This is a genomic window from Sagittula sp. (genome assembly GCF_052825245.1).
The window spans coordinates 40,839-53,843 of sequence record NZ_JBRBWD010000024.1 but is presented as its reverse complement, the minus strand read 5'-3'; the positions used below and the strand labels follow the sequence as shown (position 1 = coordinate 53,843).

Sequence of the window (13,005 nt, the reverse complement as noted above, 5' to 3'; positions counted from 1 at the left end):
GCGCCTTACTGGTCGAGGAAGGAGCGCAGCTTGCGCGACCGCGACGGGTGCTTGAGCTTGCGCAGAGCCTTCGCCTCGATCTGGCGGATACGTTCCCGGGTCACACTGAACTGCTGGCCGACTTCTTCCAGCGTGTGGTCGGTGTTCATGCCGATGCCGAAGCGCATCCGCAGAACCCGCTCCTCGCGCGGGGTGAGGGACGACAGCACGCGGGTTGTGGTTTCCTTCAGGTTCTCCTGAATGGCGGAGTCCAGCGGCAGGATCGCGTTCTTGTCCTCGATGAAATCGCCGAGTTGGCTGTCTTCCTCGTCGCCGATGGGCGTTTCGAGAGAGATCGGCTCCTTGGCGATCTTCATCACCTTGCGGACCTTCTCGAGCGGCATCTGCAGCTTCTCGGCCAGCTCTTCCGGGGTCGGTTCGCGGCCGATCTCGTGCAGCATCTGACGGCCGGTACGGACCAGCTTATTGATCGTTTCGATCATGTGGACCGGGATACGGATCGTCCGCGCCTGGTCCGCGATGGACCGGGTGATCGCCTGACGGATCCACCAGGTCGCGTAGGTCGAGAACTTGTAGCCGCGGCGGTATTCGAACTTGTCCACGGCCTTCATCAGGCCGATGTTGCCTTCCTGGATGAGGTCGAGGAACTGCGGGCCACGGTTGGTGTACTTCTTGGCGATGGAGATCACGAGACGCAGGTTCGCCTCGACCATTTCCTTCTTCGCTTGCCGGGCCTCTTTCTCGCCTTTCTGCACCTGGTTCACGATGCGGCGGAATTCGGAGATATCCAGACCCACGTACTGACCGACCTGCGCCATGTCGGTGCGCAGCTCCTCCACCTTGTCGGCGGAGCGCTCGATGAACATCTGCCAGCCGCGCCCGGACTTCTCGGCCATGCGCTCAAGCCAGTTCGGATCGAGCTCGTGACCGCGATACTCGTCCACGAATTCGCGACGGTTGATGCGGGCCTGGTCGGCCAGCTTCACCATGGCTGAGTCGATGGACATGATGCGCTTGTTGATGCCGTAAAGCTGGTCAATCAGCGCTTCGATGCGGTTGTTGTGCAGGTGAAGGCCGTTCACCAGTTCGACGATCTCGCCGCGGAGCTTCTGGTAGGTCGCCTCGTCATCGGAGTCGAAGGAGCCGTCCTCGTTCAGGGTGGCCGAGATCCGGCTGTCCTGCATTTCGGCCAGTTGCTCGTAGTCGCGGGCGATGCGGTCGAGGGTTTCGAGAACGCGCGGCTTCAGCGCCGTCTCCATCGCGGCGAGCGACATGTTGGCCTGCTCGTCGTCGTCCTCGTCATCGTCGCGGCTGATCGGGTTGCCGTCGGCGTCGTATTCCGGTTCGTCCGATTTCTGCTGTGTGCCCGTCTCGACGTTGGACGCATCCACCACGGGTTCGTCCAGTTCACCGTCCTCGCCCATCTGGCCGGAGAAGGTGGTCTCGAGGTCGATCACATCACGCAGAAGGATGTCTTCGGACAGAAGTTCCTCGCGCCAGATGGTGATCGCCTGAAACGTCAGCGGGCTTTCGCAGAGCCCGAGGATCATCGTGTTGCGACCAGCCTCGATCCGCTTGGCGATGGCGATCTCGCCCTCGCGCGACAGCAGTTCGACGCTGCCCATCTCGCGCAGGTACATGCGCACCGGGTCGTCCGTGCGGTCGAGCTTTTCGGTCGTGCCAGATCCCAGCGCGACCTCGCCGCCGCGCTTGGCTTCGACAAGATCGGTCGAGCCCTTGCCGGACTCGTCTTCCTCGGCTTCCTCGTCGTCCTCGGTCACCTGGATGCCCATTTCCGAGAGCATCGACATGACGTCCTCGATCTGGTCCGAGGACACCTGATCCGGCGGCAGAACCTGGTTGAGCTGGTCGTAGGTGATGTATCCACGCTCGCGCGCTTCGGCGATCATCTTCTTGACCGCAGCCTGCGACATGTCGAGGCTGATCTCTTCTTCCTGGTCGTCGGATTTGGCGTCTTCGTTGTCCTTGGCTGCCATGCGGCTCTCCTGATCGAAGGGGAGGACGAATCACTGATTGACCGACTCAATAGCGTCTTTGAGTGATTCGGGAACCCGTCTACCCTTATTTCTTTACCTTTTTCTCACCGAAGTGACGTCATCCGCGCCCTTTTTCGAATCGAATCGTCGCGAGAAGCGAATCAAGGGCGCTCTTTTCTTCCCGGTCGATATGGGCGCCATTCGGCCCGATTTCGAAGTCCACCTCGTTGTCGTCTTTCAGCCGGCCGATCGCTGAACGCGCCCGCGCCGCCTCTGCAAGACGCCATGTCAGGGCTTCGTCGGCCAGATCGTCGAGGTCCTCCTCCGCCTCTCTCAGTTCGGCCTTCCAGCCATGGTACGCTTCAAGCTTCGCCAGCTCCTCCGCCACGGTCATCCGCGCGAGGTCCTTTGCACCTTGGGCACGGATACATGGAACCACCGCGATATGGCGCGCGGCGAGCAGGGTTTCAAGCCACTCGGAGCCGATCCTTTCCATCGCCGCCTCGGCTAGGTCGTCCGGACGGTCGGCCATGTCGAGCAGCACGTCCTTCAGGGCAGCTAGATCGGGGTCGCGGGGCGCAAGATTCTCCAGCTGGCCGTCGAACGCCTCTACAAGGGTAGGATGACGGTAGAGAATGGCCAGAACGATCTCCTGCCGCATGACGACTTCGGCATCCTCGCCGCCTGAAACCAGCATGGAGGCCTTGGCCGTCGGGCTGGGCGGTTCGGGCGCGTTCCACTTGCGGCGGCCCCGCGCGCCCTTCCCCTTGCCGGAAAAACCGCCCTTGAACTCACCTGAGTAGCCGCCGGAAAATCCCCCGCCGTTGCCATTGCTCCAGGGCGCGGCAGGCTGCGCGCCTGCCCGGTTGTAGAGCTTGTCCAGAAGCTCCCGCACCGCCTCGCCATAGTGGCGGCGCAGGGAGGGGTCCTTGATCTTCTGCAACCGTTCGCGCAGCGCCTTATCCAGTGCGGCCCGGCGTTCAGGGCTGTCAAAGGTGCGGCCCTCCGTCTCCTGCTGCCAGAGCAGGTCGACCATCGGCAACGCCGCGTCGAGGCAGGTCCGCACCGCATCCGGCCCGTCCGAGCGGATCAGGTCATCCGGGTCCTTGCCGTCGGGCATGAGCGCGAACCGCAGTCCCTTGCCCGCCTCCAGCAGCGGCAAGGCAATGTCGATCACGCGGTAAGCCGCGCGCAGTCCGGCCTTGTCCCCGTCGAGCGCGATGATCGGTTCCGGCGACAGCCGCCACATCGCGTGAAGCTGGTTCTCGGTGACCGCGGTGCCCAGAGGCGCGACAGAGCCCTGGAAACCCGCCTCGCTGAGCGCGATCACGTCCATGTAGCCCTCGGCCACGATCAGCGGTTGCCCCCTGCCCGTCGCCTCCCGCGCGGAGCGCAGATTGTAGAGGTTGCGGGACTTGTCGAACAGCTCCGTCTCGGGCGAGTTCAGGTACTTGGCGTTGTCATCCGGGTCCATCGCCCGGCCGCCAAAGGCGATGCATCGGCCGCGGGCGTCGCGGATCGGGAACATGATGCGGTTGCGGAAGACATCGTAGGGCTCGCGCCCCTTGTCGGACGTCTTCGAGAGGCCGCAGGCCACGAGGTGTTCGACGGAGACACCCTTGCCGGTGAGCGCAAGTCGCAGGTTGTCCCATCCGGCGGGCGCGAAACCGATCTCGAACCGCTCCTGCGCGCCTGTATCCAGCCCGCGCCGGGACAGATACGCGCGGGCGTCGGTGGCCGCCTGTGTCTTCAGCTGGAACCGGAAGAACTGGACCGCCTGCTCCATGACCTCGCCCAGCACGGTGCGGCGGTCGGCTTTCTGCTTGGCCTGCGGGTCGCGGGCGGGCATTTCCATCCCGGCTTCGGTGGCGAGAATCTCGATCGCCTCCATAAAGCCGACGTTCTCCGTCTTCTGCACGAAGGAGATGGCGTCGCCCTTCTCGTGACAGCCGAAACAGTAGTAATACCCTTTCCGGTCATCGACATGGAAAGAAGCGGTCTTTTCATGGTGGAACGGGCACGGCGCCCACAAGTCGCCCTTGCCGGGTTGCGACTTGCGCTTGTCCCACAGCACCTTGCGCCCCACCACATCGGCAAGGCTCAGGCGGTTGCGGATTTCATCGAGGAAACCGGTCGGCAGACTCATGCGAGGCAGTATCCTCCGGCGGCGGGGCGATTCTCAAGGTGCCATGACAGCGATCATGACACCGGCGGCCGGAAGTGGTGTCCGGTCTTACTTGTCCAGAAGCTCGCACTGTTCGCGCGCCGCCTGACCGACCGCAGGGGTCAGCATGTTGGCAGGCAGCGTGAACACGAAGTCGGCAAGCTGGTCGGCGGCCTTGCGCTCCATCTCGGCGCGCAGGGCCGTGCGCACGTCGGCCTTGGACCGGCCATTGACGCGGCTGTCCACGGCCAGCTTGAACCAGGCTTCGGTCTGCGCACATTTTTCGAGATCGCCCTGCGCCACGACGGGTGTGGCAGCGATGGCGAAAAGAAGGGCATAAAGCGCTTTGCGCATGTCGGGCGTCTCCGCAGGCAGTTTGGAGTGGTTCTAGCCCGCCTCCCCCCGGGCGGCAACGCCTGCCATGGCGTCGGCAATTTCGTGCCAAAGGTTCCGGGCCATCGACCGGAAGGCCATGACCCTGTAGCCGCCTTCCACGCGGTGGATCAGGACGTTCATGTGGCCGCAGAGGGTCCGCGCCGTGGCATCCTCCGGGAAGGCGTTCGGGCGCAGGTCGACGGGCACCAGCCGGGCCAGAACGTCCTCTGCCCCCTCCCCCGTCAGGTCGAGCATGACCCATGCATCGGACTGGTCCGTCACCGCCGCATGAGCCTCCAGATCCGGAACGGGATCGGCACCGATCAGGAAGAAGGTGTCGCGCCCGGCCCAGATGCAAGGTCCCGACCTGCGGTTCGGCGCGGGCAGTTCGCAGCCATGAACTGCCTCCAACGCCCTGGACAGCGCCGCGCGCGCGCCCGGTTTCGGCATCAGCGCGGTGACACGGGTCATCGGTGCCTCCGACAGGGTGAACCGCCCCTTCTTCAGCGGGCCCAGCCCTTCGGCGGGGGATCTGGCATTCAGGTCAACCACGCAAGCGCCCTCCTTCCGGGTCGAAGGCCACGGGTTCGGTCACTTCGCATAGCGCGGTCACGCCCCTGAGGTGATCGACCAGCTTGACCGTTTCGCCGTGCCGGGCGCGGCCGTTCCTCAGGAACCCAAGCGCCCGTGTCTCGCCCAGGGTCGGCGAGAAACACGTCGAGGTGACATAGCCCTGATCATGGGCCCTGACCGGATCGGCCTCCCTGTCGAACAGGTGTGCGCCCGCCGGGATCAGTTTCACCTCGCCCGCCGGGCGCAGGCCCACCATCTCCTCGCGGTCCTCCATCAGGCCGGGCCGCGCCGCCAACACCTTGCCGATGCAGTCCTTCCCGGACGCGATCATCCGCTGCATCCCGATGTCGAAGGCGGTAGTCCGCCCGTGGATCTCCGCATGGGTGATGTGCCCCTTCTCGATCCGCAAGACGTTCAGCGCCTCCATCCCGTAGGCCCCGCCGTCCAGCGCCTCGGCCCGGGCCAGCAACTCGTCGAAAAGCGCCGCGCCATAGCGGGCCGGGATCGCCAGTTCATAGGCGTGCTCGCCCGAGAAGGAGATCCGGAACAGGCGCGCCGCCTGCCCGCCTATGGTCACCGGGCGGTTTGCCATGAACGGCACGCTCTCGTTGTCGATCGGCCCATCGAGGAGGCCGTTCAGGAGGTCCCGCGACTTCGGCCCGGCGATGGCGAACTGCGCCCAATGCTCCGTGACGGAGATGAAGCGCACGTCCCAGCCCTGGCAGTACGCCTGTTTCACCCAGTCGAGGTGGCGCATGACCTGCCCCGCGGCAGCGGTGGTCGTGGTCATCAGCCAGCGGTCGTCGGAGAGCCGCGCGGTGGTGCCGTCGTCCATCACGTGCCCGTCCTCGCGCAGCATCAGGCCATAGCGCGTGCGGCCCGGCACCAGAGAGGAGAAGGTGTTGGTGTAGACGAGATCGAGGAACCGCGGCACGTCCGCCCCCTGAAGCTCGATCTTGCCAAGCGTGGAAACGTCGCAGACGCCGACATGGGTCCGGACCATCAGGACCTCTCGGTCGCAGCTCTGACGCCACGAGGTCTCGCCCTCCTTCGGGAAATAGGACGGACGATACCAGAGCCCAGCCTCGATCATCGGTGCCTTCAAGGCGAGGCTCGCGTCATGGGACGTCGTGAAGCGCTGCGGCGCCAGTCCCTTGCCCGCTCCGCCGGCGCCAAGCGTGGCGATGGCGATGGGGGAATACGGCGGCCTGAAGGTGGTCGTGCCGGTCTCCGGGATATCGCGGCCGGTGGCGTCGGCAAGGATCGCCAGCGCCGACACGTTCGACGACTTCCCCTGATCTGTCGCCATGCCTTGCGTCGTATAGCGCTTCATGTGCTCGACCGAGGCATAGTTTTCCGCGGCGGCGCGTCTGACGTCCTTCACCGTCACGTCGTTCTGAAGATCGAGCCAGGCGCGCCCCTTTCCCGGTACGGTCCACAGGCGGCGGATCGAGAACGGCGCATCCTCGGCCCGGGGGACCTCCACCTTTGCCGAGAGGCCCAGCTCGGTGGCGACGGCGCGCCCGACCTCCGCGCCTTCGGCAAGGCAGGCCTGGGTGGAGAAGGCTCCGTTCGCGGCACCCGCGACCGCAAGGCCCGGAACGTGGGTCGCAGGCGGCAAGAAAGCCACAATGTCGTCGCGCCAGACGGGCCGCGCGCCGGTGTGGCAGGTCAGGTGGATCGCCGGGTTCCAGCCGCCGGACACGCCCAAGGCATCCACCTGCAGATCGTCCCGCCGGCCGTCCGGGGCACGCAGGGTGATGCCGGTCAGGTGCTTGCGGCCATGGGTGCCACAGACCTGCCATCCCGGATAGAACGGCACATCGCCCGCGCGGTTCTGTGCATCGTGGCGGCTATCGACCAGCGCCACGACGTGCAGCCCTGCGGCGGCCAGATCGCGTGCCGTGCGATGCGCGTCGTCGTTGTTGCCGAAAACCGCCACGCGGCCGCCGGGCACGGTGCCGTAGCGGTTGAGGTAGCCCCGCAGAGCAGAGGCCAGCATCACGCCCGGCCGGTCGTTGTCGCGGAACGCGATGGGCCGCTCCAGCGCGCCGCCCGCCAGCACGGCGCGTTTCGCAGCGATCCGCCAGAAACATTCGCGCGGCAGCGCGCCCGGATTGGAGATGTGAGAGGACACCCGCTCGACCGCGCCGTAGGTGCCGCCGTCATAGGCGCCCGTCACCGTCGTACGCGTCATCAGCCGGACGTTCGGCAGGTCCTGCAGCGCCCGGACCTCCGCCTCTGCCCAAAGGTGCGCGGGCTGGCCCTCGATCTCCTCGACCTCCGCCAGAAGCCGCCCCCCGAAGGAGGGACCCTCGTCCGCGAGGATCACATCCGCCCCGGCGGAGGCTGCGGCGCGGGCGGCCATCAGGCCAGCCGGGCCACCCCCGATCACAAGCACGTCGCAGAAGGCAAAAGCCTTCTCTGCCCGGTCCGGATCGGGCGCCCCCGACAGCGCCCCCAGTCCCGCCGCGCGGCGGATCGCAGGCTCGTAGAGCTTCTCCCAAAACGTTTTCGGCCACATGAAGGTCTTGTAGTAGAAACCCGCCCCGAGGAACGGCGCGAACAGGTCGTTGACCGCCAGAAGGTCCAGCGACAGCGACGGCCAGCGGTTCTGGCTCACCGCATCAAGGCCTTCGAACAGCTCCTGCGCCGTGGCGCGCGTGTTCGGGTCCGCACCGGCGCCACGCCCCACCGTCACCAGAGCATTGGGTTCCGCCGAGGTGTCGGTGAACAATCCGCGCGGGCGGTGGTACTTGAAGCTCCGGCCCAGCAGGTGCACGTCCTCCGCCATCAGCGCGGAAGCCAGCGTATCGCCCTCGAACCCGCTGTAAGCCTGCCCGTCGAAGGTAAACCCGAGCGGCCTGTCCCGGTTCACACGGCCCTTGCCTTCAATCCGCATCCTGAGGCTCCACCAGCGAGACGGCATGGATTTCGTGCGTTACAGTATCACGTTCAACGACCAGCCACGCCGTGCACCCTGCCTCGTGGTACCAGAGGTCTCGGGTCAGCCCGGCCGGGTTGTCGCGCAGGTGAAGCCAGTCCGACCACGCCTGTGAATCCCCCCCGGAGGGGCGTTCCAGCATCGAGGCCGCGCCCTGGTACGTGAATTCCCGGCGATCACGTTCGCCGCACAACGGACAGGTCAGGCGCATCCGGTCATATCCCCGATCAGGTGGCGTCCGGGACGCCGTTGCATCGGTCGGGCGTGCAGTGCCGCGCTTCCCGAACCATGCCATGTCTTGCCGATACCCAAGGTCACGCTCTCCATCCGGGTCAATGCAGGTTGTGCTGCGCGCCGGTGCCTTCTTCGTCCATCAGGCCGCGGCCCGTGGCGAAGCGGCCCAGCCGGAAACGCGCCGCCGGAGCGTGGTGCCGTCCCGTCGCGATCAGGTGTGCGAAGGAAAAGCCCGATCCCGGCACGGCCTTGAACCCGCCGTAACACCAGCCGCAATTGAGGAAGAGCCCCTCCACCCCGGTCCGGTCGATGATCGGCGAGCCGTCGGGCGACATGTCCATGATCCCGCTCCAGGACCGCAGGACCCGCGCCTTGCCGATCATCGGCATCAGCGCCATCCCCGCCTCCATCACATGCTCGACCATCGGCAGGTTTCCCCGCGCCGCGTAGGAGGCGTAGAAATCGAGGTCGCCGCCGAACACCAGCCCACCCTTGTCGGATTGCGATATGTAGAAATGCCCCATGCCGAAGGTCACCACGTGATCGAGGCAGGGCTTCAGCCCCTCTGTCACGAAGGCCTGCAAGACGTGGCTCTCGATCGGCAGGCGCATCCCTGCCATGGCCGCCACCTGCGAGGACCGGCCCGCGACCACGATGCCGACCTTTTTCGCCCGGACCGCCCCGCGCGAGGTCTGGACGCCGCGGACCCGGCCATTCTCGATGTCGATGCCCGTGACCTCGCAGTTCTGGATCAGGTCGACACCCCGCATGTCAGCGCCCCGGGCATAGCCCCAGGCGACCGCGTCGTGGCGCGCGGTGCCGCCCCGCCCGTGCCAGAGCCCGCCGTAGATCGGGAAGCGCGCGTTGTCGAAATCGAGGAACGGGACCTTCTCGCGCACCTGCTCTCGCGTCAGAAGCTCGGCGTCATCGCCCTGGTTGCGCATGGCGTTGCCGCGCCGGGCGAAGGCGTCGCGCTGACCATCGGAATGGCACAGGTTCAGCACGCCGCGCTGGCTCATCATCGTGTTGAAGTTCAGCTCCTGCTCCATCCCCTCCCAGAGCTTCAGGGAATGGGAATAGAACTCGGAATTGCCCGGCAGCCCGTAGTTCGCCCGCACGATGGTGGTGTTGCGCCCGACGTTGCCCCCGCCGAGATAGCCCTTCTCGAGCACCGCCACGTTTGTCAGCCCGTGCTCCTTGGCCAGGTAGAACGCCGTGGCCAGGCCATGGCCGCCCCCGCCGATGATGACGATATCGTATTCGGGCTTCGGATCGGGGGCGCGCCAGTGGGGCCGCCATCCGCGGTTGCCGGTCAGCCCCTCCTTCAGAATGCGCCAGCCCGAAAAACCCATGTCTGTCTCCCCGCCGCGGTGGATACCGTCGCGGCAGTCAAGCAGCGCCCGGCGGGAGTATCAATGCGTCGCACGAGAAATCCGAGAGTTTTCCACCGGATAAAGGCGCCTTGGCGACCTTCGCAGGCAAGGCGTGGCAGGCCAGCCGGTCCCGGCACGGATGGTGGGGCGGGGCTGTGCGCCGCCGCGCCCGGGATCAGCCGTCCGACCAGACGATCTGGGGGGCGAAACGCGGCCGGGTGAACCCGTAGGTATAGAACAGGTCTGCCTCGTTCAGGACCGGCAGTTCGAATGGCGGCGCGTATTGCGTTTCCGTCTCGACCATGATGACGCGCTCGTTGTGCAGCAGCGTCGGCAGGCGGTCGGTCAGGTTGACCAGATCCTCGGTGCGCATTTCGCTGAAGACACCGCGGGTCTGCGACCAGTCGCGGATATAGGCGCCTTGATTGGCATCGTAGCGCACCTGCGTCACACGCAGCGAATACGGCCCCTCGGACAGCGTCAGGAACTCCAGCAGGTCGAGCATGCCGTCGAGGTAGGCGCCGTCGATGGCCGATGTCTCACGCGAGATGGCGTCCGAGATCGTGTAGGCCGCCTTGGTGTTCAGGCTTTTCTGACGGAAGGCATCGTGCAGCGAGAACATGCTGGCCAGCACCATCAGCAACAGCGGCAGCCAGATCAGCGTCTCTATGGTGACGTTGCCATTCTCGTTGCCGGCGAAGCGGCGCAGCTTTTGCAGCATCGGCGTGGTCATGGCGGTTACCTCGGTTCCTGCACGAAGGCGGAATTGACGATCATCTGCGCGTAGCCTTCGGTATCCAGATTGAGTTCCTTGCCGAAGCCGGTGGTCGGCATCATGGGCTTGTACTTGAGGCACGCCCGCATCAGCATCAGGTCGTTGTCCTTGCCGTGCACGAAGTTGCGCACCGGACGCGGATCTTCCTGCGCATTCCGGCAATCCGGGTTCGGCTCCATCATGGTGACGTTGCGCGGATCGACCTCCACCATCTCTAGCATGAGGTTGTTCTGGCAGTCGTCGATGATCACCGCCTGGTCGCAGATGCTCAGGCGCACCTGTTCGTAGGTCGGGATTTCCCCGGTCGACAGGCGGATCTCGCGGACCACCCGGTCCACGCTGCGCTCCAGCATCGCGTGACGCAGGTTCATGTAGGCGATCTCCACCCCGGCCGCGAGGACAAGGAAGAAGATCGAGAAGTAGAAGGCGAATTCCAGGGTGGAGTTGCCGTTCTCTTCGCGGCAGAAGCGGCCAGCAAACCGGCCAAGGCGGGATGTCCGGGCAAACGAATTCATTGGATCAGCCTCAGATTGTTGATTTGCCGGGCGATGGTGTCGAACGTGTCGAAGATCTGGTCGCCCGTGACGTGGAAGAAGTGGCTGGCAGACGAGGCGCAATAGGCGAGTTCGTTGGCCGCGGCGGTGTCTGTCTCGAAGGCGATGGCAAAGATCGTCACGCCCTTCGCATTGGCCAGGTCGCACTGCGCATGCAGATTTGCGACGTTGGTTGGCGCGTCCGAGAGGTTGTAGGACTTCCCTGCCCCCTGATCGACCAGAACGGTGTCGCCGTTCCTCGGGTTCTTCGCGTCGGTGGGGCGCCACTGGTCCGTGGTCTGGCCGTCCGTCATCAGGATGATGTACTTCTCGGTCTCCGGGTCCTCCCAGGCAATCGGGCGGCCTTCGAACCGGGCGTCCACCTTGCCTGCAGCGATCAGCTCGGACAGGGCCGGCTGGTTGGCTGGATCGAGCAGCGCGAGGCCGTACTTCATCCCGTACTGCAGGCCCGTACCATCATGCAGGCGCATGCCGTTGATGAAGTTCTTCAGGCCGGTGCGGTCCGCGGAATAGTACTGGATCGCCATCTCCTCGCTCGGGCACCAGCCCCAGTCCATGGTCGGTTCGTCGAAGGCCCAGTAGTTGAAGTGCGGCACGTAGTCGGTCGACGTCGGCATCGCCGTGGTCAGGAATTCGTCGCTGTAGATCTCGACGCAGGAGGACGGCATGTTGACGTTGGTTTCCTCGGCCGGCGGGGTCTCGGTGCCGGGGTCCGTCGTCGGGTCCGGTTCGGGCGCGGGGGCCGGTTCCGGGTTCGGCGAGACATATTCCGGCTCGAAGCTTGCCCAGTCGACCCAGAAATAGGGCATGGAGTACCCGGGGAGCTTGTGATCCTTGGTGTTGTTCAAGGTCGGACCAATGTCCGATTCAGGACCGTTGAGGTCGCCCTTGACCTGGAAGTAATTCGTCTTGGACCCCGGCCCCTTTATGGACATCCCGAGGAACTGGGACGGATCGGTCAGGCTGCCGTCATAGTAGTACAGCGCCGCGACCGCGCCCTTGTAGAAGTCATCCATGTCCTTCGGCGCGCTGTCCGGGAAGTACGTGATGCGGTGGGCAACGTTGTAGATGTCGTCGCCATCGGTATCGAAGTAGAACACCACGTTGGTGATCGTGTGCGACCACGGCGGGAAGTAGTCCTCCACCGGGGCGGTCACCACGGGGTCGGTGGTCGTGGGATCGCTCGTCGTCGTATCGGTGGCGCCATCCGTGCAGGACGGGTCAGCCGCACCTTCGTCGGCGTTCTCGGCGTTGTTGTTGCACAAGGAGCCGCCCGGCGCGTCCTGGTCGCCGTTGCCCCAGCCGTTGTTGTCGTGTTTGATCTTGGGCCGCTCGCCGCGGAAGTAGTCGAACAGGATGTCGCCCGGGTTCACCTGCCCCGCAAAGGGCACGACGTTCAGCGTGGTCACGCCGTTCGAATCGTCGGTCATCACCTTGTCGACGAAAGCCTCGGCCGCCGGCTTCAGCTTGTCCATGCGGCTGTTCCAGCGCATCGACCCGGAAACGTCGAGCACGAGCGAGATTTCCACGTTGGAGATCTTTTCTTCCGCGGTGGCGAGGGCCGCCGCGGTCAGCGTGTCGATGCCGCTCATCCGGAGGAAGAATGTGTTGATGTCCGTGCTGCCGGACGCCGTGACGGTCCTGTAGTTGACGCCCTCCTCGGGCGTGACACTGTCCAGCGTCGCGGCGATCCCGGCTTTCTCGAGGTAGTCCCGGACAACCGTTTCGGAGTCCTGCATCTGGTCGAGGTCGGCAGCCGCAAGGACCGCGCGGTCCAGCGTGGATTGCATGACGGTGCGTGTGGCCTCAAACCTCATGATGTCCACCGATGCACCGGTGACCGTAAAGATCAGCAGCAATATGAAGACCGAGAAGATCGTCATATTCCCGGATTCGTCGCGGATCAGGCGTTGAAGCAGCGTATTCAGGCAGTTTGGCAGTGTCATTCGTCTTCTCCAACCGCGTAGGGTGTTCACGGCTTCGAGAATACTTGACCGGGCAATCGGGCCTATTTGC

General features: G+C 65.1%; 10 protein-coding genes. All 10 read right to left on the bottom strand.

The genetic code is table 11. The features are described from left to right. Positions 1-5: 5 nt before the first annotated feature. A complete protein-coding gene (gene rpoD, locus ACU0DV_RS08030; RefSeq protein ID WP_446273538.1) occupies positions 6-1,997 on the bottom strand; it encodes an RNA polymerase sigma factor RpoD in 1,992 nt (663 codons plus the stop codon). Positions 1,998-2,115: 118 nt separating this feature from the next. Then, a complete protein-coding gene (gene dnaG, locus ACU0DV_RS08025) occupies positions 2,116-4,143 on the bottom strand; it encodes a DNA primase (RefSeq protein WP_446241273.1) in 2,028 nt (675 codons plus the stop codon). Positions 4,144-4,230: 87 nt separating this feature from the next. Beyond that, positions 4,231-4,515, bottom strand: a complete 285-nt coding sequence (locus ACU0DV_RS08020) for a hypothetical protein (RefSeq protein WP_100927561.1) — start codon at positions 4,513-4,515, stop codon at positions 4,231-4,233. A gap of 33 nt (positions 4,516-4,548) precedes the next feature. After that, entirely contained in the window at positions 4,549-5,088 is a 540-nt protein-coding gene (locus tag ACU0DV_RS08015) for a sarcosine oxidase subunit gamma (protein ID WP_446241275.1), read from the bottom strand. Beyond that, the gene (locus ACU0DV_RS08010; RefSeq protein WP_446241276.1) at positions 5,081-8,011 is read right to left on the bottom strand and encodes a sarcosine oxidase subunit alpha family protein; all 2,931 of its coding nucleotides are present in this window, start codon (positions 8,009-8,011) and stop codon (positions 5,081-5,083) included. Before ACU0DV_RS08010 ends, ACU0DV_RS08015 begins: the two co-directional genes overlap by 8 nt. After that, complete coding sequence (locus ACU0DV_RS08005) at positions 8,001-8,264, bottom strand: sarcosine oxidase subunit delta (protein WP_446241277.1); 264 nt, start codon at positions 8,262-8,264, stop codon at positions 8,001-8,003. Before ACU0DV_RS08005 ends, ACU0DV_RS08010 begins: the two co-directional genes overlap by 11 nt. Positions 8,265-8,385: 121 nt before the next feature. Next, complete coding sequence (locus tag ACU0DV_RS08000) at positions 8,386-9,639, bottom strand: sarcosine oxidase subunit beta family protein (protein ID WP_446269799.1); 1,254 nt, start codon at positions 9,637-9,639, stop codon at positions 8,386-8,388. Positions 9,640-9,835: 196 nt separating this feature from the next. Then, the gene (locus tag ACU0DV_RS07995) at positions 9,836-10,393 is read right to left on the bottom strand and encodes a TadE/TadG family type IV pilus assembly protein (RefSeq protein ID WP_370313665.1); all 558 of its coding nucleotides are present in this window, start codon (positions 10,391-10,393) and stop codon (positions 9,836-9,838) included. Positions 10,394-10,398: 5 nt separating this feature from the next. Beyond that, the gene (locus tag ACU0DV_RS07990; RefSeq protein ID WP_446241279.1) at positions 10,399-10,950 is read right to left on the bottom strand and encodes a TadE/TadG family type IV pilus assembly protein; all 552 of its coding nucleotides are present in this window, start codon (positions 10,948-10,950) and stop codon (positions 10,399-10,401) included. After that, on the bottom strand, positions 10,947-12,935 hold the full coding sequence (locus tag ACU0DV_RS07985) for a pilus assembly protein TadG-related protein (protein WP_446241280.1): 1,989 nt from the start codon (positions 12,933-12,935) through the stop codon (positions 10,947-10,949). Before ACU0DV_RS07985 ends, ACU0DV_RS07990 begins: the two co-directional genes overlap by 4 nt. Between the last annotated feature and the right edge of the window lie 70 nt (positions 12,936-13,005).

What these genes read in the sequence shown, in the direction of transcription:
- ACU0DV_RS07985 (WP_446241280.1), bottom strand. Translation starts at nt 12,935, where the DNA reads ATGACACTGCCAAACTGCCTGAATACGCTGCTTCAACGCCTGATCCGC.
- ACU0DV_RS08020 (WP_100927561.1), bottom strand. Translation starts at nt 4,515, where the DNA reads ATGCGCAAAGCGCTTTATGCCCTTCTTTTCGCCATCGCTGCCACACCC.
- ACU0DV_RS08000 (WP_446269799.1), bottom strand. Translation starts at nt 9,639, where the DNA reads ATGGGTTTTTCGGGCTGGCGCATTCTGAAGGAGGGGCTGACCGGCAAC.
- ACU0DV_RS07995 (WP_370313665.1), bottom strand. Translation starts at nt 10,393, where the DNA reads ATGACCACGCCGATGCTGCAAAAGCTGCGCCGCTTCGCCGGCAACGAG.
- ACU0DV_RS08005 (WP_446241277.1), bottom strand. Translation starts at nt 8,264, where the DNA reads ATGCGCCTGACCTGTCCGTTGTGCGGCGAACGTGATCGCCGGGAATTC.
- rpoD (WP_446273538.1), bottom strand. Translation starts at nt 1,997, where the DNA reads ATGGCAGCCAAGGACAACGAAGACGCCAAATCCGACGACCAGGAAGAA.
- ACU0DV_RS07990 (WP_446241279.1), bottom strand. Translation starts at nt 10,950, where the DNA reads ATGAATTCGTTTGCCCGGACATCCCGCCTTGGCCGGTTTGCTGGCCGC.
- dnaG (WP_446241273.1), bottom strand. Translation starts at nt 4,143, where the DNA reads ATGAGTCTGCCGACCGGTTTCCTCGATGAAATCCGCAACCGCCTGAGC.
- ACU0DV_RS08010 (WP_446241276.1), bottom strand. Translation starts at nt 8,011, where the DNA reads ATGCGGATTGAAGGCAAGGGCCGTGTGAACCGGGACAGGCCGCTCGGG.